The sequence below is a fragment of the Salibacterium sp. K-3 genome, from assembly GCF_054052005.1.
This window is the reverse complement of record NZ_JBSVZE010000002.1, coordinates 160,539-183,717: the sequence shown is the minus strand read 5'-3', so window position 1 is coordinate 183,717 and position 23,179 is coordinate 160,539. Positions and strand designations below refer to the sequence as shown.

The following is a 23,179-nucleotide window of genomic DNA, read 5'->3' as shown; positions in this document are numbered from 1 at the left end:
AGTGCCGGCCGTGAGTGATCTATACATCGATGAAACCTTAATACTGGATGATATCCAAGCTTCAGACGCGGAAGATGTACTCCGGAATATGGCAGACAATCTATACCAGCATGATCTGGTGAAAGAAAGTTATATTCAGGCCGTAATCGACCGCGAAAAAGAATACGCTACAGGGCTTCCGACAAAGGGGCCGGCCGTGGCAATCCCCCACACCAATAAAGAACATGTCCGTCAGAAAACACTCAGTATCGGCGTGTTAAAGGAGCCGGTGGACTTTGGCATCATGGGGGAGGAAGAAGAAACTGTCCCGGTGGAACTCGTCTTCATGCTGGCTATGGATGATGAGCATTCGCAGTTATCGATGCTGCAGCAGCTGATGAAAATTTTTCAGGACGAAACGCAGCTTGCTTTCTATAAAAATACGAAAGACAAGACCGAGCGCAAACAAGCCTTAATAGAGGCGCTCTCATTATCCCGTCAAGGAGGTGAAACAACATGAAAAAAAGAGTACTGGTTGCCTGCGGCACAGGAATCGCGACATCAACAGTCGTCAACGACGCTATTGAAACGATGTGCAAAAACAATGACATCGAGGCGGAAGTCATTCAGTGCAAAATCTCGGAAATTTCAGGGTATGAAGATTCGGCCGATCTTCTTGTCACCACAACGGTGACGAAAAAAGATTATCCGTTTCCTGTCATCAATGCTCGTTCCTTTTTAACCGGTATCGGCACGGAGGAGACGGAGCAGGAAATTCTCGATGCCCTAAAGCAATAAAGGGGAATAAATAATAGAAAATAGAAACCTCCCGGAAACCCGTTTCATCCGGGAGGGGTGTATATTAGCTTGTTCGACATACATTTTTTACTATTTTTGGAATAATCAATCAATTTTAAGGGGGAAACAAGCGTGCAGGGAGTTATAGATGGTTTTCAGGCGTTTTTGGATATCGGACCAACCGTAATTCTTCCCGTTGTTATATTTCTAATAGGTCTCGGATTTGGGCAGAAGCCTGGGAAAGCCTTTCGATCCGGGTTGACGATCGGGGTGGCCTTTGTCGGGATTAACCTGGTTGTCGGGCTTCTCGTCGATAATCTCGGCCCGGCGGCGGAAGCGATGGTGGAAAGGCTCGGCGTTGAATTGAACGTCATTGATATCGGCTGGCCGGCCGCTTCCACGATTGCATGGGGCATTCCAATTGCGGCATTTATTATTCCGCTCGGATTACTTGTGAACGTTATCATGCTCGTAACGAAAACAACAAAGACGATGAACGTGGACATCTGGAATTTCTGGCACTTCGCGTTTATGGCCGGCATGGTGTATGTTGCAACCGACAGCATTATCCAGGGCCTGATCGCAGCGATTCTATTTGAAATCGCCTGCCTGAAAATTGCCGACTGGACCGCGCCGATTCTGGAACGGGAGTTTGAGCTTCCGGGCGTTTCCGTCGCGACAGGAAGTACCGCGTCCTATGCACCAATCGGCATTCCGCTCGTATGGCTCGTCCAGAGAATACCTGGAATCAAGAATCTTCATGCCGATCCGGATACGATCCAGCGCCGCTTCGGTGTATTCGGTGAATCGATTTTCATCGGACTGTTTCTTGGCATCGTCCTAGGAATTCTGGCCGGCTACCCATTCGGAGAAGTCTTCAATATCGGGATTACGATGGCTGCGGTGATGCTTTTGATGCCGCGGATGGTAAAAATTCTGATGGAAGGCCTGATGCCGATTTCGCAGTCGGCGCGGGAACTTTTACAGAAAAAGTTTGGCGCTAAAGATATCTACATCGGACTGGACGCCGCCGTTGCGATCGGTCATCCGGCCGTTATTGCGACCGCCCTCATCCTTGTTCCGATCACGGTGGCGCTTGCGATCCTGCTGCCGGGTAACGCCGTGCTTCCGTTCGGCGACCTTGCCACCATTCCGTTTATCGTTGCTTTCATTGTCGGAGCGGCCCGCGGAAACATCATTCATTCCGTCATTGTCGGCACCGTCATGGTTGCTCTCACGCTTTATATGGCAACCGACGTAGCCCAGGTACACACCCAGATGGGGCAGGCGGCGCAGTTCGACATGCCGGAAGGAACGAGCCTGATCTCCAGTCTCGACCAGGGCGGCAACTTGATCAACTACGTGATTTACAAATTCTTTGCCCTTTTTAATTAACGAAAAAGGAGGCATCTTTAGATGAAGGCATTAGTGAAAGAGGAAGAGGGGTACGGCCATCTCCATGTAAAGGAGGTGGCGGAGCCTTCCCCGGGTCCGGACCAGGTAAAGATTGAAGTGAAGTACGCCGGTATCTGCGGGTCGGATCTGCATGCGTACGAAGGTCATTATAAAGTAAAAACCCCGGTCATTCTCGGGCATGAATTTTCCGGGGTCGTTGTGGAAACCGGCAGGAACGTGACCGAATGCAGCCCGGGAGACCGCGTAACGTCGGAGACGACCTACGATGTCTGCGGAGAATGCCGTTACTGCTTGTCCGAGGACTATAACCTCTGTCCCCGCCGCATCGGTCTCGGCTCGAAGCAGGACGGCGGATGGACCAACTATCTCATCGCAAGAAAAGAAAGCATCCACGTGCTGCCCGAAGAGGTCGATTATGAAGCGGCGTCGTTGACCGAACCGCTCGCCTGTGCGTACCATGCGGTCGAAAAAGCGGAAGTGAACAATGGAGATACCGCTGTCGTGCTCGGACCCGGCCCGATCGGTCTGTTAACCGCGCAGGTGCTCAAAAGTAGAGGCGCCTCCGTTATCATCACCGGGTTGAGCCACGATTCGGCGCGTCTTGCCAAAGCGGAAGAGATCGGCATCGATGAGATCGTCAACATTGAAGAACAGGATGTCAAAGAGATGGTTCATTCCCATACGTCCGGATACGGTGCCGATCTTGTTTTTGAATGTACAGGAGCCCCTCCGGCAGCCAACATGGGGCTGGATCTGCTGACGAAAAAAGGGGAGTACGTCCAGGTCGGTATTTTTCCGGAAGAAAAGGTATCCCTGAACGTCAGCGATATCATCCAGAAAGAAATCCGCTTCACCGGCACCCGCAGTCAGAAAGCGGCGGACTGGGAGCCGAGCCTTGCGCTCATCCGGAACGGAGAAGTGGATACGAAAGCCCTGATCACCCACGAATTTGATATTACCCAGTGGGACGAAGCCTACGATGCCATAAAAAACGGCGGCGGGATCAAAGTATCCTTAACGCCGGTGGAGAATGACAAAAGAGGTGACACCGTATGATTGATGCCATGGTGGAAATGATGCTCGGACCGTTGAGCCCGCTCCGGGATATGTATACCGCCAATCAGACATGGATTAACACCATTCTTGTGGCGGCGGCTTCCGTCGGTATCTTCCGGCGCCGCTTCGGGCGGGAAAAGACGGAGGAATCGTCGTCATGATGATGCAGGCCCTGAATCTGCATGGACAGAAAGATCTCCGTATGGAAACCGCGCCGGTGCCGGAAGTCACAGCAGCAGATGACGTCATCATCGAAGTGGAAGCCGCGGGTATCTGTGGATCGGACCTGTCCCGCTATGCTAAGCTCGGTCCTTATGTGAAAGGCATGACGTTTGGCCATGAATTTTCCGGCACGGTGCTGGAAACCGGAACAGAGGTGAGACATGTGCAGCCGGGTGACCGCGTGTCCGGATGCCCGGCGTTTCCGTGCGGGCAGTGTCGCGAGTGTGAAAAAGGAAATCCGGCCCGCTGTACGACATTAACAGTGCTCGGCGCTTTTCAGCCGGGAGCGTTTGCCGAACGGACGAAACTTCCGGCAGCCAATGTTGTGCCGGTGCCGGAGGGAGTCACGATGGAAGAAGCCGCCCTGGTCGAGCCGTCGGCCGTTGCCCTTCACGCTCTCTACCGTTCTTCCCTTGAGCCCGGCGCCTCCGCTGCTGTATTCGGCTGCGGCAATATCGGGCTGCTTGCTATCCAATGGGCGAAACTATTCGGTGCTTCTACTGTCTATGCCATCGATATCGACCCGGCGAAACTGGAACTTGCCGGACAGCTGGGGGCCGATGTCTGCCTGAATCCAAAAGAGACAGACGTGGAGGAAGCCGTTTTGGAAGACAACGGGGAAGGGGTGGACGCAGCCATCGAATCCGCCGGTTCTCCGGTGACATCCGCCCAGGTCCTCGCCCTTCCGAAAAAAGGCGGAGACGTGATCTATATGGGCATTCCCTACAAAGATATCACCCTCGAACGCTATTACTTTGAACGCATCGTACGCAACGAGCTCCGCGTACTCGGCGGCTGGAACGCCGTATCGTCGCCGTTCCCGGGACGCGAATGGAGTGCTTCCATCGATGCCCTTGAAAGCGGCACGCTGCAGATGAACCCGATGATCTCGCACCGCCTTCCTCTTGAAGAAGGCCCCGCCGTTTTTGAACGGATCATCAATCAGGAAGAATTTTTCAGTAAAGTCATGCTTTATCCTAAAGGCTGAAGATTCTGTCTTCATCTCGGATTCGGCCGAAAGCTGTGTTATAATAAATGAGCGTAACAATCCATGAAAAAGGGGCTAACGCTCATGAAATACGGTTTTGCAAAACGGGTCCATCATATGCAGTCTTCGGCGGTGCGCGATATTCTGAAAGTGGTGAACCGCGGAGACGTCATTTCCTTTGCCGGCGGCCTGCCGGACGAGAAACTGTTTCCGGTTGAGGAAGTGCGGGAAGCGTTTAATAAGGCGCTCGACACCGACGCGAAGGCACTTCAGTACGGAGAAACGGAAGGAGTGCCCGAACTGCGGAAGAAGCTGACAGAACGCATGGCGGACAAGGGAATCCACCGGATGCCGGAAAACGTGCTTGTCACCTCCGGCTCCCAGCAGGCGATTGACCTGTTCGCGCGCGTCATGTTCAACCCGGGAGACATCGTTCTGACCGAAAACCCGACGTATCTCGCCGCGCTGCAGGTGTTCCAGTCCTATGAAGTCAACGTGGTGCCGGTGGACGCGGACGACGACGGCATGACAAAAGAAGATCTCGAAACGAAAATCCAGCAGCTGAAGCCGAAATGTATCTACATCGTTCCTACGTATTCCAATCCGGACGGCAAAGTCTGGTCGCTCGAACGGAGGAAGGAACTGCTCCGGCTTGCCGAAAAGTACCACACGATCGTGTTTGAGGATGACCCGTACGGCGACATCCAGTTCGATGAAACACAGAACGTACCGCCGCTTGCCTCGCTCGATGAAAACAAATACGTGGTCTACACGAGCACGTTTTCCAAAACGGTGGTGCCGGCGATGCGGACCGGCTGGATCACCGGCCCGTACCAGATCATCCGTATGATGGCACAGGCCAAACAGGCCACCGACCTGCACACGAACTCGCTCTCCCAGCATGCGCTTGTGAAGCTGCTCGAGGACTTTGACCTCGACGCCCACATCCGCACGCTTCGCCAGTCCTACAAAGAGCGGATGCACGTCATGAAAGACATTTTCGACCGCGCCGACGATATCGACATACAGTATAATGAGCCGAAGGGCGGCATGTTCTTCTGGGTATCCATGTCGAAATACGTGAACACGAAAGCACTCCTCGACGACGCCGTCGATAACGGTGTCGCCTTCGTACCGGGTGCTCCGTTCTACGTGAACCAGCCCCAGCAGAACACGATGCGTCTCAACTTCACCAACGCGGAACCGGAGTTGATCGAAGAAGGCATGAAACGATTGGTGGAAGTCATGAACAGCGCGCCGGTGCAGAGATAAGATGAGAAAGGATGGAAGCCTGTTGGTTTTCCATCTTTTTTTTGCGGCAGGAAGGGAGAGCAGGGGAGGGGGCACTAAGTGATGGATAGGGATAAAGTCCATAGCATTTGTGTAAAAAGAGATGGGACATCTCCATTTCGTCTACAATGTTTTTAACACTCATTAAAAACACAAAGGAGAAATGCAAAATGTCCCACTTACAGCTTAGCCTAAATCTGGACGACCTAAAAGACAAAGTGAGGAATTCCGATTTGGAATCCGTGATTTGTTTCCACCCTGACGGAGAAATTGGATCCTGTCGTGCTCCCAATGACAACACAAGAAGGCTTAAACGTTACTAATTTATTTTTTAGTCGTTTCTTCTTTTTTTAATTGATAGAATCTGTAACCGCCAAACCCGAGTATCGTGATAGTAGTTACAAATGTTATTACCAACCCGGGAATTACAAAAATACCAGTGAAATGTACAATGGCCATAAGAACTAAAACAGTTACAGCGATGGTTTGTAATGTACGATAAGTTGTCAATTCCACCCCTCCAGTGCTGAGTGATACCTGCGCTGGTTTACACAAACTTATTGAGGCTGCATTTTAAAAGGAGAGTCATTATGTTAAAAGATAAGGTTTATTGGTTTATGATGCCGATATTTTTATTAATTACGCTAGTATTATTCTTTTCCCTTCCAGAAGAATATAAACTATATTCATTTTCAGTAGTCGTTATGTTTTGGATAGTTTATTATTATATCCGAAAAAAAAGATCGGTATAAATGTTATTTTTTCTTCGAGTTGCCTTTGAGGTGTGAAATTAGTATCGATTAAAGTAATGCAGATAAACTGGTTCTGTTAGGATTTTCGGCTGCTGCTCTTCCCGCTGTAAAAGCCGCCTTCCGCTCCTGCCCCCGCCACGTGCAAGGGGTTTGGTATCATGCCCTGCAAATTCCCTGCATCTATGTTCGACATAAGAGCTCAAAATCCTTGCAGTATCAGCAGACATTGTTGATTCAGCCCCCCTGACTAATCATATCTAAAATAGATACAATGAACACTATTCCACCCATACCCATAAAGATGTACCCCTGGATTTTTGAATCTTCCTTTAACGTAATAACCCCGAATGCGATACTTATGTATGAAATCAGTAACGTATGAAAGAAAAAATGTAGATTCAAGTTTGTTAATACATCAATAAACAAGATAATCGCTGATATGATAATCGTTGATATAATGAATACTTTTTGTGTAGTTCTTAACATAATCATCCCTCGTTGCAGCTGGTTTCAATTAATAATAATCTTCAAAAAATGATGTCAACGTTATACCTCAAAGGAGACGTTAGAAGGTATGAACCCAGGTTCTGCAGTTTATCATTCATCGGCATGTCAAGTTCGTCTGTTTCGTTGCAGAGTTGGTTCATCATAAAGTTCCATCCCTGAACATGCCCAGCTGTATTATTATAACATTAATCCCAATATACACTGCTCTTTGTGTATTTGCTCTGAAGTTGCATAATCCATAGAAAAAATTCCATGAATGTGTATATAAATACAGAATCTTTAAATCTGCGGTGCGATAAATCAACAATGGCTATGGTAATGCCGATTAGAACCTTCGCTTTTTGGCTCAATCTCTTCACCCCCATTTTTATTGTTTTCATCTTAAGGGATAAAAGTCTTTATGCCAATAGCGTCGTGCTACCTTCTCGTTATAAAAACAATAAATCTGTATATCAAGCCACAGCCGTATGGTTAACGAAAGAGCAGCTGAGAGGGAGTATTGCTGTGGATTTGGTGCAAAATCAAAACCCCCTTTCCGAAGCATCGGTTAGTTTTGACAATATAGCTGATGGGCAGAGTTTGTATCAGAGGCTCCAATTTCGTTCGGAACGCTGCAAGACCCTAACGGGCATCTTGTACGCAGAAATGGTACGACTGTCAAAAAAATTGGGATAACCAAAACTAAAACCGGGTGTTTTACGAATATATACACAGACAAGGAAAGTCCGCGGGGAATGGAAGTGGTCGAAGGGGTTATGAATCAGGAGAAAAAATGGATCAAAGCGATACAAAAACGCTCAAGTGAAGAGGCTGCTGATCAGCTGGTTCGCGACGGGATGTCCCTTTAAGGATGGGCAGCCACAGCCACTCCCCGCAGAAAAGGGGGGCTATGTCTGATTTTCAGATCATCATGATACTCTTGACGGTATTGCTTATCATGGTCTCAGGCAGAAAGTATAACCCCATCCTTAAATTAGAGCGGCAACTCTAAAAAGGATGGGGTTTTAAAATACCCGCTAAAATTGTTGCCCTCTTTGAAGGACCGTCTGCATCGTTCAAGAGGCAGGGGCAGTTTCCGCTGTCCCTGCCTTTCTGTACCATATTATGATGATAACATCAAAACAATAAATCGAAACGTAAGTTTTCTTTCTTTTTTAGAAGAACCTTCCCGGAAGACTCGGCTGCCTGATTAAAATTCGGGATTTCTCCCAAGAAACTCCGGCTACAAGAACCTCAAGTTTCTCGCGGATATCCAGCAGAAGGGAAATATGCAGACCCTTTCTCTGGTTGGCCTGGAAGGAGCGGAAACCAAACAGGTGAAAAATATTCGTTAGGCAAGACGCCGCTGTTCTGATTTCCAGCCATATCCAGGAGGATATCGACGAAGTGAGCGATGAGGTGTACGAAATGGACGGCGGCCGCATCCAGCGCGTGGAAGAAAGTATCGGACAGTCTTAATAGAACATAGGATGGAATCCGGTGTGGATTTCATCCTTTTTTGATGATGGCTGCATAGTGTTTTTCCTGGGTCCGTTATGACCGCCATGAAAGGGTTAGTATTTCTTGTATTGATGGGAGAAGAATATTATGATTGTTTAAACAATCATAATTGTAAGTACCATAAATATACGCATGTTTTTTGGTTCAAAACAGAGAGTGATCATGCTTCACATCAGTCTGCCGTATAAATTGTCCAGGCCTGCTTATCCTAATGACAGAAAGAATAAAGGAGGGGCCTACGATGGATATATTACGTGCAAAGGAAATTTCAGAGTCACCCGTTATGGCAGGCGTCACCTATGACGGTACGCCGGTCTATATTCAGCGCGTCCATGATGAAGATAATACAGCAAGGATCTATTCCCTGGATGATCCCGACTATGAGCTGACCGTGCCCCTGCACGATTTGATTGAAGATTAAAGGCATTTCTTCAGCGAAATGTCTTTTTTTTTACTGGGCGGGATCCAAAAGGTGGAAGAAAAGAATAATGGATAGGCAAAAATACGATTTGAAAGGACTCGGCGGCTGGAAAACCGGCCTGCGGTTCCCTCAGGCAGGACACCTTTTAAAAGAAGAATTTATTATTGAGTGAGACATTACGGGTAACCCAGATCCGTGCCGCCCGGTTTGAACGAATACAGGATATGGGAAAAGGAAACTATAAAGGACGAAAGGAGGTTCCTATGAAGCATACGAAGGCTCTTTTGATAAAAGGAATAACCACTCTTATTGTGCTGTTTCTGATCCTTGGCATTATATACGGAGTTTCGTTCTTACCAGTACTCTTTCTCACCGTCATTGTCGGGGCTGTGTCCTACCCTGGAGATATATTCATTCTGCCGAAAATCCAGAATGTTCCCGCGGTGCTGGCGGATTTCGTTCTTGCTTTTATACTGTTGTGGGGGGCAGGGGCTGTTCTCCCCGGGGTTGACGTCCCCGTAGCAGGAGCTGCCATCGCTGCTGCCGTTCTGGCCTTCTGCGAATATTATTTTCATATGTATCTTGCCACCCACGTTCTTCCTTCGAACAACCGCCTCATGATGGACACGCAGTAACCGCTCTTTGGCGCGGGCAGCACTACCCCTTCTGCCTGCGCTTTTTTTTAGGACAGAACCTGTTCCACCGGCGTCTCAGTGTCCTAATCACTTTCTAATTCCACGAGCTTATTAGTGATAATATCCAGTTCCTGTTCCGCGGCTTCATTTGAAATGATATCTTCTTTTAACAAACGCTCCACTGCCTCATGCTGCGCATACAAAGAATGCCTCAGCAGGGTGCCTTGCTGCTTTTCTTTCAGGTTGGGATGTGTTTGAAAAAGGTGTTCCATTTTTTCCTGTAATGTTTCCAGTGTATTTTCGTATTCATCTAAAATTTCTCTCGTTGCGGCGTCGGTCAGAAACAAGTTTTCCTTCACTCTGGTTATTTCGGCAGCGGCATTTTTATACCGGTAGACACGGGCGAGGAGTGCTTCAAACTCCTTGTTGCCTTCCGCTTTTTTATTCACTCCGAGCCGGGATATCAGCGGTTTAATCGTCAGCCCCTGTCCGACAAGGGAAAATAAAACGACGCTGAACGCCATGATTAACAGCTCTTCCCGGCCTGTGAAATCCCGCGGAAGGCTGAGCACCAGGGCGATGGACAGCGAACCTTTTAAACCACCCCAGTTCAGAATGTGCATCCACCGCGGCGGGGCTTCTTTCACAAAGAATAAGCTGGAGTACACCGCAGCACTTCTGGCAAGAAGGACGATGACAATCGCGGCAAACATCAGGCCCCATTTGTCCGTGATGTCGATTCGGGTAATTTCGAGTCCCACCATTAAGAAGACAAGCGAGTTGGCAAGGAGGGCAGCCACGTCCCAAAAGCTGCTGATGTTTAATTTGGTGGCCGGGCTCATCCCGATTTCGGCCCCGTAATTTCCCAGAATAAGCGCTGCCGTCACGACGGCAATGACACCGGAGGCATGAATCGTTTCCGCCAGTATAAAGGAACCGTAAAAAAGAATGAGACTGAATAGTATCTCTAACGGATAGTCATCAAAATATTTGGTTAGGAGGGAAACAACATATCCCAAGGCACCGCCGATGATGAAACCAAGTGACACCACTTTAACAAATTCCCACAATCCATGAGCCGCTCCTTCTATCCCCAGTTCCGTATACGTGAGCAGGGAAAAGGCGGATATATTAAAAAGAACCACAGCCACCCCGTCATTGAATAAACTTTCTCCCTCAATCACCGTCGACAGCCGTTCGTTCACGCCAACGGTTTTGAAAATGGAAAGCACACTGACTGGATCGGTGGCGCTCATCACAGCAGCAAACACAAACGCAGCGGGAATCGACAACTGCAACACCCACATGGTAGAAAACCCAATAACTCCAAAGGACACCAGAATGCCAATAAGTACTAACGCGATAATCGGTTTTTTATTTTCATTTAACTGGGAAGAGGGAAGCTTCAGCGCTGCTTCACCGAGTAAGGCCGGCAGAAACAAGGTGATCACGATAAAGTGAAAGACCTCCCCCTCGGTGATAAAGGTAATTAAAGGTTCCATAACCGGTATATGGATAAGACCGATAACAGTCCCGACAATAACCAGTACAATCGGGTACGGCTGTTTAAATTTTTTCGCGATGGCGGTGGTTCCCGCCGCAATCATCACTAAAATCAGACCCAGTGAAAAGATATGGTGTAAATCCAGCTCCTCCATCACGTTCCTCCTGTGTTGTATGACCGACATTTTTTTCTTACCATATATTTTTACCAGATCATCCAAAAGTACATATAAAATAAGAAAAAAAGCGCCAATTTCCCGCGCTTTTTTCGTGATCGTCTGCATCTACGGAGGAACCTGTTCGTCGAAGCAGCAGCCGAAGATCGCTTCATACGGGCAATGGCGCTTATGAAGAAGCTGAGGGGCCACCCAAAGTTCGTTGTGAATGGACGAGGGTTATGAACAAGGATTAAAGCGATACAAAAAAGGTCAAGCGAAGGTGCTGCCAATCACCTAGTGCACAAATACTACACAGAAATATATGAATTCGTATATAAACAAACCTATGATCCGGAGTTGGCCAAAGATCTGACCAAGGAAATTTTTGTTAGTATGCTGAGAAGTATTTACCGGTATGATGGCAGGGCATCTTTTCGAACATGGCTCTATAAGATAGCCAACTCCCGAATCATTGATTACTATCGTTCCAAGTATTGGGATCATCATGAAAGACCATTTAAAATAGAATATGGAACATATGATAGACTTAAGGTATCAAGATCCACGATATAAAAACTGATAAATTACAAATGTTTGTGATTCTTAATAATGAAGGTTGGGACATAGAAAAGGATGAATTTAAATTACGGGGATGGGAGGAATGAAATGAAGAATAAACATAGCCTGAAAACTATAAACTGGATTATTTTCATTATCGTTTTATTGACGGCGATTTTTACTGCAAAGAGCACGCTGGGTGACCTATACAATACACCTGTTCCTGCCTTTGGTGAAGAGGCACAGTCCCGTCCAGCATTCCGTTGGGGAACACTCCATATTATTATCTCGGCTGCTATACTGACCCTTTCCGTTTTTTTAGCAATAGGATGGAAACGTATATTCCCGTTTAATGTTCCTGTTGCCATCATTCTCACAGGTTTGTGTTATGCATTATCTTTTCTTACATTTACGATAGGATGGGGCGGTTTACAAGGCATCTTTGGCTTTTTCATCGCTTTGATCATAGGAGTGATTTTAATAATTTCTTATTCTATTTATTTTCTAGTCAATAACGAACGGACTTAAGGTGCTATCTTTAAATCCTAGTGAATGTCATTTGGAATTTACAAGCCAAAAGTGGGACTTTACCCGCCAAAGTGCTCTACCCCCAGGACAGCCAAGACAAAGACGGAGCACGCCAGGCTCCGTCTTTTGAAAAAGTGAGTTTTTGTCTTAGGTCCGGACGACTCAGGGCTGCAGCAATTCTTTTAGGTAATACTCACCTTCCGGATTCTGCTCCTGCAGCAGTCGGACGGTGAGTTTGACGTCGTCGAGGGCGCGGTGGTTCTGGGAGTTGCTGAGGCCGTGGCGGCGGCAGAGGTCGAGCAGTTTTTTCGTGGGGAAGCCGTACTGTTTCCAGGCTATGTTTTTCACGGAACAGCGCCACGTCATACGGCCGGTTTCCGGGAAATACTTCTGCACGAAGCCGCGGTCAAACGAGGCGTTGTGGGCGATCAGCATATCGGTTTCGGCGAATAGTCGGCGGACCCGGGTCCTGTCCATTTCTTTGCCGGCGACATCGTGGTCGCGGATGCCGTGGACTTTGATGACACCAGGCGGGATGGAAAACGATGGCTCATGGAGATTGTTTACTTCTTCGAGCACTTCCACGATTTCTCCGGTCTGTTCGTCCACGCGGCAGAGTATGACGCCGATTTCTACAATTTCATCGCTGGACTTTGACATCCCGGTCGTTTCCACATCGACGACGGCTGCTTTCACGGTGCGGCTGCCTGACGAAGACGGAAAGGACAGCGTATAACCAGAAACCCCCGGAATTTTACGGATCGTGCGGGAGTGCCGGATATACCAATCCACCGCACCGGCGTCGCTGAACCGGGCGGCTTCCTCGGCCGCCTCCAGGCTGGAAAGACCGGGGTTCTGTTCTACGGCGGTGTGGACGGCGTCACATGCTTTTTCCATCTCATCAATGCGGTGGAGCGCCGCCTGTTTCCGTTCCGGCCGGTACGCGCCTGCTTCTGCGGCCCGCTCCACGACGCGGCGTGCCCGTTCAAAATCATCCCGGGCCGCCATAGCTTGAATCAACAGGTCGCGGCAGGCAATGGAACGCGGTGTTTCGGGAAAGCGGGGCAGGACATCCGGAAGGAGCGCCATGCCCTCTTCACACAACTCCATCAGCGGCGTACTGTGGGCGCGGGCATGCTGCAGCGATTCCTGCACGGCGCTCCATTGTTCAAGGGCCTGGCTTTCGGTGTTCATCAGCGGATAATCTCCTTCACCCGGCCGACGCTTCCGTCTTCGAGCCGGACTTTGATGCCGTGCGGGTGGGACGGGGAGTTGGTTAGAAACGTTTGAATCACACCTCGTGTCCGCTTTCCGGAGCGCTGGTCGCGTTTTAGAACGATATCGACTTCCATGCCTGCCTTCAGATCGGCGCGGTGTTGTCCGTTACCTGCCATTGCTGTTCCCTCCGTATCCTTCGTTCCGGTATAACCGGTACGCTTCCTGAAATGCCTTCGCTGTACTGTTGTGTCTCGCAATCCGGCGTTCGATGACGCTTCGGTGGGCTGCCGGAAACAGAAAGAACACCCCGGAGGTCATCGAAAAATCGTCAAACGGCAAGAGGCGTGCAAACAGTATGTCTCCTTTGATGGCGCTGGCGCTGAAGTTCGTATCGATAATGGTCCATTCTTCCTCACCCAGGAGGTCGCGGAGCCGGACGAGTCCGTCGATACGGCTGCCGCCGACCACTTCATACAGCGATGCGTGGCTCCGCAGTCCCGCCTCGAGGACAACGCGCCGGTCTCCGTCTTCCCCATGCTGCGCGTCGTACTGCCGGATGACCGGTTTGCCGTCGAGCACTTCGTCATAAATGCCGGTATCGGCGATCGTGTCTTTATCAAACACGGCATCGTCTTCAAACGGCACTCCGAGTCTGTCTCCGATATCGCGCATCGTCCGCGGTCCGCGCTGTTCGATTAAGTAGGAAAACATATCGCCGTGCAGCTGCACCCCGGTCTGACGGAGCTCCTGGTAGCGCTCCCGCTGCTCCCTGCGTTGCTTGACCACTTCGGGCTGCAGCAGGTGATGGCTTGTTTTTTCCAGTTCATCCAGCTCTTCGGTATGACGCCCGAGAAACAGTTCCGCGATCGGATAAAAGGAAGAAAGATCCTTTTCTTCATCTCCCTGTACGAGGCGAAGCTGTTCTTTCTGCTGGTCTTCCGGCAGAGCTAGAAAGTCACGCAGGGCCGCGTCCGCGTCTTTTGGGGATGCTTCAGCGGACGGAAGCCAGGCCGCGCTGCTGTCGTTCTGCAGCGTTTCGAGCTCCCACAGGCTGTGCGCCGCGACGTCGCGCAGCGTTTCCGCGTCGAGGCCGCTGTAATGCGCAATGCTGAAAAGCGTCTGCTGGAAGAAGTCATGCGACGCTTCGGCGTTTACGGTGTCGAGGAGCTGGGCGAGGGTATACAGCGCTTCGGTATGCGCCGGGTCCAGAGCGACCGCCTTCTCGAGCGCCGCGGCCGCGAGATCGGCGCGGTGGCCCCGGTAGTACAGCACAGCGAGTTTGTACCATAGAAAGGCGCTGTCCGGCTCTTCTTCGAGGTAGGCGAGAAGCCGTTTTTCCCCGTCGGCGGCCCATTCCGGCTTGTACCCGTCAAACAGGCGGGATTCGCCGTTCACGGGCATGGACGGATCATTTTTACTGGCCGTATTCCCGAGCAATCCTTCCGTGAGAGCGCGTTCGAGCCGCTCTCCCCATTCCCAGCCTTCGGCGGCATTGCAGTGCTCACACCGGAAATAAAGCGGGAACTGCACGTCGAGGTTGCTGATATCCTGTTGAATGATGGTGGCGGTATCGACGGATGCATGCACGAGCAGGGGCTGGCCGATGTTATATTTCGCCCGGTGGCCGCACGCCCGGCACGTCAGCGTGTGACGATTGCGCCGGAAAAAGCGGGGCATCGTGTGAAGGTTGGCAGCCGCCTGCTGCACGTAGGTCCCGGGAAGACGATCACTCTCCGGCATGTCCACCTCCTCCGGCAGAGGGGTGCCCGCCAGCAGGTTGTATAGTTGTGGTTCGATGAGAAGCATGTCTATGTATCCTTTCAAGCGTTTTTCTTCATTTTATCACAGAATGCCGGTGGTGAAACGGGAACCGGCATAAGAAGGAGGAGGAGTGATGAAAAAAGAAAGGCACAGGAACCGGAAAGTTGATACCGAACCCTGTAAATGGAGGTGTCATACATTGTTTTAAATAAAGTCCTTACGGTACGCTTGTAGAGAATCAGCAAGGTTCACTACTGAACCGGTACTGAAGCGGAGTCATTCCCACGACTTTTTTAAACATCGTCTGAAAATGGGAAATGTTTGAAAATCCCACGGTGTCAGCCACTGTAATGATCTTCTCCTCTTTTACCCGTAGCAGGTGCTGTGCTTCTTTTATTCTTTTCTCCAGCAAGTATTCCCGGAAAGGAACTCCTGTCACCCTTTTAAAGGACCGACTTAAATAGGAAGGGCTTATGTAGAATTGTTTTGCGGTTTTTTCCAAGGTAATGTCTTCGTCATAATGCTGATGTAGATACTCGATAACTTCCTTTATTTTTCCGAACATCGGATGAGTATGTTCAACCGAAGACTGTTTTCTCAAAGTGAGATGGCGGTGGATATGAACCAAAAGCTGGGCCATTAAAGACTGAACACAAATTTCATAGCCCGTCCACTGTTCGGTACACTCTTTATACATTTTATGAATATGCTGTTCGATCGCATATTGCTCTTTGGCGGAAAACTTTAATAATTGTGACCCCTGGGTAAACGGAAGAATAGATGGGATCCTGCCTTTGTCGCAGGGAAATATAAATTCTGGTTTGAAGTAAATTAAAATACGTTTAAATCCCGCGGCTTCTGAACTTGCTGTGTGATGCCGGTCATACGGGTTGATAATTACCATATCGCCTTTTTGAGCTGTAAATTCCCGGCCATTGATAAAATAAACCCTTTCTCCCTCTAATAAATAAAAAATCTCATAACAGTCATGTTGATGGCTGTTGTTCATTTGAAAGTACCCTTTTAAATTCATATATTGAATGAAAAAAGCTTCATTCTCAAGCACGTATTTCTTCACTTCGATCTCTGGCATGAGAAGGTCCCATCCTTTATAAAAGAATAAGTTTTAAGTCAGAAAATTCAGATACTCATTTGAATTATAAAACAAAAACCTTGCATGTACATGCTGCGAATTTAACACCTTTTACTAGTACATTGAGACTATTCTTAGAAAATGAACGAAAAGCATAGAAACAAAAAAATAAGACAAGAAAACAAAATATTTCGTTCATTTATTATGCTATATTGTAATGTAACACGTGTTAAAGAGAAAAGAGGATAGGGCCTTATCATTTTAAAAAATAAGGAGGAATATAATGAAAAAAACACAAAAAGAAAGGTTATTCATGACCGCATTGATCTCTATCTGCATGGTATTTGGCAGTCATTCTGCCATGGCTTCTGATTCATCCTTCGAAAAAGGAAAGGACCATAACCAAAATACCGTATCGATTTACGTAGCAGGGGATTCTACGGCTTCTTACTACGGAAAAGATCGCGCTCCGCGTATGGGTTGGGCACAAGTTCTTGATCGTATGTTTGATAAAAAAATCGAGGTCCATAATGAAGCAGCCTCTGGCAGAAGTTCGAAGAGTTTTATAGATGAAGGCCGCTTAGATGAGATTCTTGCGGAGATTGAAAAGAGAGACTATCTATTTATTCAATTCGGGCACAATGACTCTAAATCAGATGACCCGGACCGTTATACCGATCCAGATACGACATATAAAAGTTACTTGAAAGAGTATATTGATGGAGCACGTGAGAAGGGAGCAACTCCAGTGCTGCTTACACCGGTGGAACGAAGAGGGTTCACAGTTGATGGTGAGGCAAAACGTTCCCATGGCAAGTATCCAGGCGCAATGAAGGAACTGGGATTAGAGGAAGATGTCCCTGTAATCGATATGACGGAGAAAAGCATGGCATTGTATAATGAGGTCGGTCCGGAAGACAGCAAGGATTTATTCATGTGGCTTGAACCAGGAGAACACCCGAACTATCCAGATGGATCAAAAGATAATACCCATTTCCAAGAAAAAGGTGCTGTCAAGATTGCTAAGTTAGTGGCCGAAGAAGTATACGGATTAAAGCTTCACCTTCTCCACAGTCACATTGAAAAGGAACTGAAAAAAGAATTTTCCTATTAAGACAAGGAATTATTAAAAGACAGTCAAGGGTAATAGAAAGGAGTCGGACGAATATGTTCCGACTCTTTTTCCTTATTACCAAGAAGTGTCACGTCAGGTAGCCGCGATCTGATTCAACCCTGCGGGCAGCTGATCTGAATCGGGATCAGCCGTGATCCGTGAGGCAGCAACGTCAATTTGCCAACATGGTGCGGATGACCGGCATTCTTCGAGATCCGATCTGAGAAACCAGCCGGGTGACATCCGGAACCATAGCATTGCACACCGCTCATTCTACAGCAATGGGCTATCTGACGAGGCAGCCAAGCAGAGCGCGGCAGGAGAGTCACGGTGTAGAAAGAGCGTCGTAGTCAACCACATCCTGAGATGAGAAGTTACAAAGGGGGTTGATTGTGCACCGCTTCTTTTGGGTGAAAACTTTAATTTTTACTGCATATATTTTTCTCATTTCATCACAGAATGCCGGTGGTGAAACGGAATGAGTGTTTATCCGCCAAATCCCATCAAATATCCGTCGAAAAGAAAGAAATATCCGCCCAATGCGGCGTTATCCGTCAAGTAGAGCGTTTTATACGCCGAATTCAGCCTTTTATCCGTCAAAACAGCAGGCTTATCCGTCAACCAACCAACCAGCCGCCTGCCTGCTACATATGAAAAAAGAAGCCGCCGATTGCCGGCAGCTTTCTTTTGCAACTACATCTTTCCGTTCATAATGTCGGCGGCGATGTCATAGGAATGCAGACGGGCGTTATGATCGTAAATCTGGGCGTTGATCATGATTTCATCGGCCTTCGTATCATTCAGAAAACGCTGCAGACCGGTTTTCACGGTGTCGGGACCACCGATGATGGAGGAGCCGAGCTGGCGCTGGAGCGAATATTTCTCATGCTCGGTCCAGATCTGGTCCATGTCCGCCACCGGCGGCTGTACTTTCATTTCCGTGCCGCGGACGAGATTGAGAAACTGCTGTTTCATCGTCGAGCTCAAGTATTCCGCTTCCTCATCGGTATCGGCGGCGATGACGTTTGCGCACACCATGCCGTACGGTTCATCCAGCACGTGCGACGGCTGGAACGATTCGCGGTACAGGTTCATCGCCGGGATCGTGTTGTCCGGGGAGAAATGGCTTGCAAACGCAAACGGCAGCCCGAGCTGTCCGGCAAGCTGGGCGCTGAAGCCGCTCGAGCCGAGGAGCCAGATCGGGATATCCGAACCCTGGCCCGGTACGGCACGGATCCGCTGGTTGTCCGAGCCGAGATGGGAATCCAGGTACTGGCGGAGTTCTGAGAGCATCTGCGGGAAATCATGGCCGTCGCTCTTGCTGCTGCGTCGCAGCGCCTGCATCGTCGGCTGATCGGTGCCGGGAGCGCGGCCGAGGCCGAGGTCAATCCGGTTCGGATAAAGGGTATCCAGTGTGCCGAACTGTTCGGCGATCACAAGCGGCGCATGGTTTGGAAGCATGATGCCGCCGGAGCCGACGCGGATCGAAGACGTGGCACCCGCCACATGGCCGATTAATACGGACGTCGCAGAACTTCCGATAAACGGCATGTTATGGTGTTCTGCGAGCCAGAAGCGTTCATACCCGCGGTTTTCGGCGAAACGGGCGAGATCGACGGTGTTCCGGTAGGAGTCCGCCGGTGATCCGCCTTCGACGATCGGAGAAAGATCCAGGACGGAATAGCGGACGTTTTCGAATAAATGACTCATATATGTTCCACTTCTTTCTGTAGAAAATAGATCATTTATATTTTACCAATCATGCCGCACCTGCCCAAATGATTTGTCTAAGCAGAAGAAGGAGTCACGGGGTTTGGAATCGAAACAGAAGGGAATAAGGAACAAAAAGGGTGAAAAGGCGGGGAATGTGAAATGGCAGGAAAGACGCAGACGAGACAGGTTGATGCGATGGGACGGGTGGTCGTCCCGAAAGATATCCGCGAAGAACTGGCGTTGACGGAACATCCGCTTACATTGGATCATGAGACCAACCGCCTGGCTGTGATTGTTTCCAAAACAAACGAAAACGAGGAAAACTGTAAAATCCTCGACGATCAGGGGCGGCTCCTTATCCCGGCCGCGCTCCGGCAGGAGTTTGACTGGAAGCAGGGGGACAAGATAGAAGTCGAAGTGGAGAACGACATCATCCGGCTTCAGGCCGCCGGCGCCTCCTGCAGCATCTGCGGCTCCCGTGATTCGATCGTGAAAGTCAAAGGATTGTTTCTATGCCGGGACTGTATGGAAAACGCAGGCGCGGCTTGGACAGAGCGCTGGCAGACAGTGCTCGAGGAGATCGTTCAGGAGTATGTGGAGTTCTGTGAAAAAGCGGTCTCGTTCACCGATATCGAAGACCTCCACCAGGCCCGTGTGAAAGGACGCCGCCTCCAGACGCTGCTTTCCTTTCTCGGCATCCCGGAGGATCATAAACTGATGGACAGACTCGACGATGCGCACAAACGGCTCGGGCGCGTGCGGGAACGGGATGTGCTGATTGACGCATTTTTGAAACGGGCGGAACAGGAAGCAATAGACGAGGAGGCCGCTGTCTTTCGCGACGCGGCCGCAGTGGTTCACAGGAAACGGGAAAAAGAACAGGAAAAGCTCGCGAAAAACCTCCCGAAAATCATCAATCAGAAATTCCAGGAGCACTGGGAGACATTCTGCAGCAGGGAACTCCCTGCCCTGGTCCGCTCCATGACGCTCGAAGAACGACTCCAGACGCATGAACGGGCGTTTCAGGAGAAAAAGGAACAATATCAGACCGCTGCTGCCGAAAAAGGTGCAGCATCCAAAGCTGCACTGAAAGCACTCCATGACGTCCGCATCGAATCCAAAAAGCTCCGCTATATATACGCGTACGTCAGCGGCATTTACAGTTCCGTTTACGCCTCAGAGGCAAAAGCGTATAAACAGTACCAGCGGCAGTTCGGGGACATTAATGACATAAGGGACTGGCTGAAAATGCTGAAAGATACGGAAAAGAAACTTGAGGTGTCCACGGAGCATATAAATGCGGTGAAGGAAAAACTGCAGGAAGAACTGGAAACCAAAGCTGCCGCGGTACACATTGAATAACAGGAGATAAGGAGATAACCCTCTTCCGCCCGGCTTTGACCGGGCGGATTTTGATGCTTTCTGAAACGGAGGTTGCGAGGCATCCGTAGGAAGAAAGGAAGAAAGGAGTGGTAAGGTGACATCATCAGCGTTAAAACTGGAAGACGTGTCGAAACAGTTCGGTTCGTTTTCGGCTGCCGAGGACATCACACTGGATATTCCAAAAGGGGAACTGTTCGGCTTTCTCGGACCGAACGGAGCCGGCAAAACGACGACGATTAAAATGATGACGGGACTATTGGAACCAAGCAGCGGCACGATTGAGGTCGACGGTGTCGACATATGGAAGCAGCCGCTCGAGGCCAAAAAGAAAATCGCCTATGTTCCGGATCAGCCCGCATTGTATGAGAAATTGACCGGATGGGAGTACATACGGTTCATCGCCTCGGTGTTCGGGCTGTCAGCACGGGAAGCGGAGCGAAAAGCGGGACGCCTGTTTGAGCTGTTTTCCCTTGAACAGCGGGTGGATGAACTGATCGAAGGGTATTCCCACGGGATGAAGCAGAAGATGGCGCTCACCGGCGCTTTGCTGCACGACCCGGATGTTATTTTTCTCGATGAACCGACGGTGGGGCTTGATCCAAAGAGTGCCAAGACGCTGAAAGACCTGCTGCGGCAGTTATGTGACGATGGAACAACCGTGTTCGTCTCGACGCATATTCTTGAGATCGCACAAGAGATGTGTGACCGGATCGGCATCATCCGCGACGGCCGGATCGCGGCCCTTGGGACGATGGAAGAACTGCGAGGGGAAAGCAGCGCGAGTCTGGAGGATATTTTCCTCGAGCTAACCGGGGATGAGGAGCAGCAGGAATTAATCCGGGAGCTCTCCGGCGGGAGGTCGGAATCCTCATGATCCGGATTCTTTTGCAGGTGCAGTGGAAGATATGGAAGCATACAATCGAAACGAACCGTACCGGTACAAACCTGGCCTACGGGTTTACAGGGCTGGCACTCGCAGGGTTCCTGCTGCTTGCATTAAATATCGTAACATCGCTGCCGGAGACATATGCGCTGAACTGGCTTGATCTTATTTTTTCCTATTTATTCATGATGATGCTCGGACTGCTTCTGTTGATGGGCGTTCCCCAGGTTTTCAAACACCTTTATGCGTCCGGGGATCTCGCCTTTTTGTTCACCCTTCCGATTAAGGTGCGCCATATTTACTGGGTAAAATATATTCAGAGTTTCATCGGCATTCCGGCCGTCCTGTTTCTATTTACCTTTCTGCCGGGTCTGTTTTACGGCTTCCAGGTCGGTGCGCATTGGTATTTTTACCCGGCCCTGTTGGTGGTGCTGCTGTCGATTCCAGCACTCGGTGTGGCGTTTGCGTATTTTATCAACATGGGGCTCGTGCATATCATACCGGCCAAACGGGCCAATGAATTAATGACAGTCATGAGCGCGGTGTCCGGACTGCTCGTCTACGCCATGATCCAGCTTCCTAATCTGATGATGGACAGAGAAACAGAGAGCGGTTTTCAGGCAGGCATGCTTCCGGAGATCCCCGGTTGGCTCCCGATGAGCTGGGGCGCCTCGGCTCTAACCGATGCGATGGAAGGAAACGTATCGTTTCTGCTGCCGATGCTGCTGCTCGCCGCCGCGGCCGCCGGGTTGTCTCTTGCTGCTTCCACTCTTGTGGAAAAAGGGTTCCGGAGCGGCTGGATTCAACTGAATGAAGGGAAAAACAAGAAAAAGACAGCCGGCGCGAAAGGCGGGACATTCAAGGTGCGGCGTCCCGTTACCGAAATTGGGTTGAAGGAATGGCGCTATATGAAGCGGGATGTCCGAGAATGGCTCATTTTCATGCCGTTTGTGTTTCTGTTTATCTTCTTCGGCGTTGGTTCTTCAACGAGCGGTGCCGGAATTTCCGGCCTGCGGGAACTCGATCCGCTAATTTCCTGGACGGCCGTGCAGGCGGTGGCGCTTGCTGTTTTTGCCTTTATTAACGGAAGTCTGTCCGCGTCCTTCGTGGCCAGAGAAGGAGTGTCAAGCTGGATGCTGCAGGTTCTCCCTGTCACAGGGATCCAGACGGCTTGCGGAAAGCTGTGGATGAGCTGGCTGCTGCCATATCTTCCTGTATCTTTCATACAGATCGCGGCAGGCCTTTTTCTCGACTGGCCTTTCCATCTCTTCCTTTTCGGCCTTCTGCTAAACGCTGTCATCAGCCCGGCGCTTAGTGCGATGGGTCTCTGGATCGGCGCTGTCGGTGGAAAGTATAATCCGGCTAATCCACAGAACCGCGTGCAGACAGCCCCATCCATCCTGATGATGGTTTCGTCCTATGTGTACGTGCTGCTGACGCTGATCCCCGTGCTGCTTGTCGTTGTACCCGCGGAAAGCGCCGGGCTGTTTGAACAGGTTGCAGGCGGTGGTATCATAGGAGGCAGTGCGTCCGTAGCCGCGTCGCTTCTGCAGCTGAAACTGGCAAACGGCGCGCTCGTGATGGCGCTCAGCATTCTCGTGTTTCTTTTTCTCACCGCCGGCACATGTGTGACGTTTCTGTACCTGGCCGGCCGCCGCATCGAACAGGGTATTCAGGTAAGCATGCCGGAGGGCAGAGAGTGA

At 49.9% G+C, this 23,179-nt stretch carries 22 protein-coding genes; 15 read left to right on the top strand and 7 right to left on the bottom strand.

Annotated elements, in window-relative coordinates; genetic code table 11:
- Positions 1-10 precede the first annotated feature (10 nt).
- The 7 genes from ACW9JV_RS13040 to ACW9JV_RS13010 all read left to right on the top strand — a co-directional run bounded on the left by ACW9JV_RS13040 (position 11) and on the right by ACW9JV_RS13010 (position 5,731).
- Positions 11-499, top strand: a complete 489-nt coding sequence (locus ACW9JV_RS13040; protein ID WP_457335132.1) for a PTS sugar transporter subunit IIA — start codon at positions 11-13, stop codon at positions 497-499.
- Positions 496-777 (top strand): PTS sugar transporter subunit IIB, encoded by a 282-nt coding sequence (locus tag ACW9JV_RS13035; protein ID WP_457335130.1) that lies wholly within the window; start codon positions 496-498, stop codon positions 775-777. Before ACW9JV_RS13040 ends, ACW9JV_RS13035 begins: the two co-directional genes overlap by 4 nt.
- Positions 778-909: 132 nt before the next feature.
- Positions 910-2,172 carry a PTS galactitol transporter subunit IIC gene (locus tag ACW9JV_RS13030; protein ID WP_457335128.1) on the top strand — a complete coding sequence of 421 codons (1,263 nt, stop codon included), beginning with the start codon at positions 910-912 and terminating at the stop codon, positions 2,170-2,172.
- A gap of 21 nt (positions 2,173-2,193) precedes the next feature.
- On the top strand, positions 2,194-3,249 hold the full coding sequence (locus ACW9JV_RS13025; protein ID WP_457335126.1) for a zinc-binding dehydrogenase: 1,056 nt from the start codon (positions 2,194-2,196) through the stop codon (positions 3,247-3,249).
- Entirely contained in the window at positions 3,246-3,410 is a 165-nt protein-coding gene (locus tag ACW9JV_RS13020; RefSeq protein WP_457335124.1) for a hypothetical protein, read from the top strand. The genes ACW9JV_RS13025 and ACW9JV_RS13020 overlap by 4 nt, the downstream gene beginning before the upstream one ends.
- Complete coding sequence (locus ACW9JV_RS13015) at positions 3,407-4,459, top strand: galactitol-1-phosphate 5-dehydrogenase (RefSeq protein ID WP_457335122.1); 1,053 nt, start codon at positions 3,407-3,409, stop codon at positions 4,457-4,459. Before ACW9JV_RS13020 ends, ACW9JV_RS13015 begins: the two co-directional genes overlap by 4 nt.
- Before the next feature lie 84 nt (positions 4,460-4,543).
- Positions 4,544-5,731 carry an aminotransferase-like domain-containing protein gene (locus tag ACW9JV_RS13010; RefSeq protein ID WP_457335120.1) on the top strand — a complete coding sequence of 396 codons (1,188 nt, stop codon included), beginning with the start codon at positions 4,544-4,546 and terminating at the stop codon, positions 5,729-5,731.
- Between the two features lie 342 nt (positions 5,732-6,073).
- On the opposite strand, the gene ACW9JV_RS13005 is transcribed toward ACW9JV_RS13010, so the two are convergent.
- On the bottom strand, positions 6,074-6,259 hold the full coding sequence (locus ACW9JV_RS13005; RefSeq protein WP_457335118.1) for a hypothetical protein: 186 nt from the start codon (positions 6,257-6,259) through the stop codon (positions 6,074-6,076).
- 2,490 nt (positions 6,260-8,749) lie between these two features.
- Between ACW9JV_RS13005 and ACW9JV_RS13000 the strand changes: the two genes are divergently transcribed.
- Together ACW9JV_RS13000 and ACW9JV_RS12995 are read left to right on the top strand one after the other, a co-directional pair.
- Positions 8,750-8,929 carry an H-type small acid-soluble spore protein gene (locus tag ACW9JV_RS13000; protein ID WP_457335116.1) on the top strand — a complete coding sequence of 60 codons (180 nt, stop codon included), beginning with the start codon at positions 8,750-8,752 and terminating at the stop codon, positions 8,927-8,929.
- 263 nt (positions 8,930-9,192) lie between these two features.
- On the top strand, positions 9,193-9,564 hold the full coding sequence (locus ACW9JV_RS12995; RefSeq protein WP_457335114.1) for a DUF2512 family protein: 372 nt from the start codon (positions 9,193-9,195) through the stop codon (positions 9,562-9,564).
- A gap of 83 nt (positions 9,565-9,647) precedes the next feature.
- Here ACW9JV_RS12995 and ACW9JV_RS12990 read toward each other — a convergent pair whose 3' ends face one another.
- Positions 9,648-11,222, bottom strand: a complete 1,575-nt coding sequence (locus ACW9JV_RS12990) for a cation:proton antiporter (protein ID WP_457335112.1) — start codon at positions 11,220-11,222, stop codon at positions 9,648-9,650.
- Positions 11,223-11,474: 252 nt separating this feature from the next.
- Here ACW9JV_RS12990 and ACW9JV_RS12985 point away from each other — a divergent pair, with 252 nt between their 5' ends.
- Together ACW9JV_RS12985 and ACW9JV_RS12980 are read left to right on the top strand one after the other, a co-directional pair.
- Entirely contained in the window at positions 11,475-11,798 is a 324-nt protein-coding gene (locus ACW9JV_RS12985; protein WP_457336054.1) for an RNA polymerase sigma factor, read from the top strand.
- A gap of 93 nt (positions 11,799-11,891) precedes the next feature.
- Positions 11,892-12,311 (top strand): RND transporter, encoded by a 420-nt coding sequence (locus tag ACW9JV_RS12980; protein WP_457335110.1) that lies wholly within the window; start codon positions 11,892-11,894, stop codon positions 12,309-12,311.
- A 162-nt stretch (positions 12,312-12,473) separates the two neighbouring features.
- On the opposite strand, the gene ACW9JV_RS12975 is transcribed toward ACW9JV_RS12980, so the two are convergent.
- The 4 genes from ACW9JV_RS12975 to ACW9JV_RS12960 form a co-directional block, all read right to left on the bottom strand.
- Positions 12,474-13,505, bottom strand: a complete 1,032-nt coding sequence (locus tag ACW9JV_RS12975) for an exonuclease domain-containing protein (RefSeq protein WP_457335108.1) — start codon at positions 13,503-13,505, stop codon at positions 12,474-12,476.
- Positions 13,505-13,705, bottom strand: a complete 201-nt coding sequence (locus ACW9JV_RS12970) for a YwbE family protein (RefSeq protein WP_457335106.1) — start codon at positions 13,703-13,705, stop codon at positions 13,505-13,507. The genes ACW9JV_RS12975 and ACW9JV_RS12970 overlap by 1 nt, the downstream gene beginning before the upstream one ends.
- Positions 13,695-15,335, bottom strand: a complete 1,641-nt coding sequence (locus ACW9JV_RS12965) for a hypothetical protein (protein ID WP_457335104.1) — start codon at positions 15,333-15,335, stop codon at positions 13,695-13,697. The genes ACW9JV_RS12970 and ACW9JV_RS12965 overlap by 11 nt, the downstream gene beginning before the upstream one ends.
- A gap of 193 nt (positions 15,336-15,528) precedes the next feature.
- Positions 15,529-16,383, bottom strand: a complete 855-nt coding sequence (locus tag ACW9JV_RS12960) for an AraC family transcriptional regulator (RefSeq protein WP_457335102.1) — start codon at positions 16,381-16,383, stop codon at positions 15,529-15,531.
- A gap of 283 nt (positions 16,384-16,666) precedes the next feature.
- Here ACW9JV_RS12960 and ACW9JV_RS12955 point away from each other — a divergent pair, with 283 nt between their 5' ends.
- Complete coding sequence (locus ACW9JV_RS12955; RefSeq protein WP_457335100.1) at positions 16,667-17,497, top strand: rhamnogalacturonan acetylesterase; 831 nt, start codon at positions 16,667-16,669, stop codon at positions 17,495-17,497.
- Positions 17,498-18,190: 693 nt separating this feature from the next.
- On the opposite strand, the gene ACW9JV_RS12950 is transcribed toward ACW9JV_RS12955, so the two are convergent.
- Positions 18,191-19,207: an LLM class flavin-dependent oxidoreductase gene (locus ACW9JV_RS12950; RefSeq protein ID WP_457335098.1), complete on the bottom strand. Its 1,017-nt coding sequence runs from the start codon at positions 19,205-19,207 to the stop codon at positions 18,191-18,193.
- A 162-nt stretch (positions 19,208-19,369) separates the two neighbouring features.
- Between ACW9JV_RS12950 and ACW9JV_RS12945 the strand changes: the two genes are divergently transcribed.
- The 3 genes from ACW9JV_RS12945 to ACW9JV_RS12935 all read left to right on the top strand — a co-directional run bounded on the left by ACW9JV_RS12945 (position 19,370) and on the right by ACW9JV_RS12935 (position 23,179).
- Positions 19,370-20,572 carry a CHAD domain-containing protein gene (locus tag ACW9JV_RS12945; RefSeq protein ID WP_457335096.1) on the top strand — a complete coding sequence of 401 codons (1,203 nt, stop codon included), beginning with the start codon at positions 19,370-19,372 and terminating at the stop codon, positions 20,570-20,572.
- A gap of 115 nt (positions 20,573-20,687) precedes the next feature.
- A complete protein-coding gene (locus ACW9JV_RS12940) occupies positions 20,688-21,467 on the top strand; it encodes an ABC transporter ATP-binding protein (RefSeq protein WP_457335094.1) in 780 nt (259 codons plus the stop codon).
- Entirely contained in the window at positions 21,464-23,179 is a 1,716-nt protein-coding gene (locus ACW9JV_RS12935) for a putative ABC transporter permease subunit (protein WP_457335092.1), read from the top strand. Before ACW9JV_RS12940 ends, ACW9JV_RS12935 begins: the two co-directional genes overlap by 4 nt.

What these genes read in the sequence shown, in the direction of transcription:
- ACW9JV_RS13035 (WP_457335130.1), top strand. Translation starts at nt 496, where the DNA reads ATGAAAAAAAGAGTACTGGTTGCCTGCGGCACAGGAATCGCGACATCA.
- ACW9JV_RS13025 (WP_457335126.1), top strand. Translation starts at nt 2,194, where the DNA reads ATGAAGGCATTAGTGAAAGAGGAAGAGGGGTACGGCCATCTCCATGTA.
- ACW9JV_RS13020 (WP_457335124.1), top strand. Translation starts at nt 3,246, where the DNA reads ATGATTGATGCCATGGTGGAAATGATGCTCGGACCGTTGAGCCCGCTC.
- ACW9JV_RS13015 (WP_457335122.1), top strand. Translation starts at nt 3,407, where the DNA reads ATGATGATGCAGGCCCTGAATCTGCATGGACAGAAAGATCTCCGTATG.
- ACW9JV_RS13010 (WP_457335120.1), top strand. Translation starts at nt 4,544, where the DNA reads ATGAAATACGGTTTTGCAAAACGGGTCCATCATATGCAGTCTTCGGCG.
- ACW9JV_RS13000 (WP_457335116.1), top strand. Translation starts at nt 8,750, where the DNA reads ATGGATATATTACGTGCAAAGGAAATTTCAGAGTCACCCGTTATGGCA.
- ACW9JV_RS12995 (WP_457335114.1), top strand. Translation starts at nt 9,193, where the DNA reads ATGAAGCATACGAAGGCTCTTTTGATAAAAGGAATAACCACTCTTATT.
- ACW9JV_RS12990 (WP_457335112.1), bottom strand. Translation starts at nt 11,222, where the DNA reads ATGGAGGAGCTGGATTTACACCATATCTTTTCACTGGGTCTGATTTTA.
- ACW9JV_RS12980 (WP_457335110.1), top strand. Translation starts at nt 11,892, where the DNA reads ATGAAGAATAAACATAGCCTGAAAACTATAAACTGGATTATTTTCATT.
- ACW9JV_RS12975 (WP_457335108.1), bottom strand. Translation starts at nt 13,505, where the DNA reads ATGAACACCGAAAGCCAGGCCCTTGAACAATGGAGCGCCGTGCAGGAA.
- ACW9JV_RS12970 (WP_457335106.1), bottom strand. Translation starts at nt 13,705, where the DNA reads ATGGCAGGTAACGGACAACACCGCGCCGATCTGAAGGCAGGCATGGAA.
- ACW9JV_RS12965 (WP_457335104.1), bottom strand. Translation starts at nt 15,335, where the DNA reads ATGCTTCTCATCGAACCACAACTATACAACCTGCTGGCGGGCACCCCT.
- ACW9JV_RS12960 (WP_457335102.1), bottom strand. Translation starts at nt 16,383, where the DNA reads ATGCCAGAGATCGAAGTGAAGAAATACGTGCTTGAGAATGAAGCTTTT.
- ACW9JV_RS12955 (WP_457335100.1), top strand. Translation starts at nt 16,667, where the DNA reads ATGAAAAAAACACAAAAAGAAAGGTTATTCATGACCGCATTGATCTCT.
- ACW9JV_RS12950 (WP_457335098.1), bottom strand. Translation starts at nt 19,207, where the DNA reads ATGAGTCATTTATTCGAAAACGTCCGCTATTCCGTCCTGGATCTTTCT.
- ACW9JV_RS12945 (WP_457335096.1), top strand. Translation starts at nt 19,370, where the DNA reads ATGGCAGGAAAGACGCAGACGAGACAGGTTGATGCGATGGGACGGGTG.
- ACW9JV_RS12935 (WP_457335092.1), top strand. Translation starts at nt 21,464, where the DNA reads ATGATCCGGATTCTTTTGCAGGTGCAGTGGAAGATATGGAAGCATACA.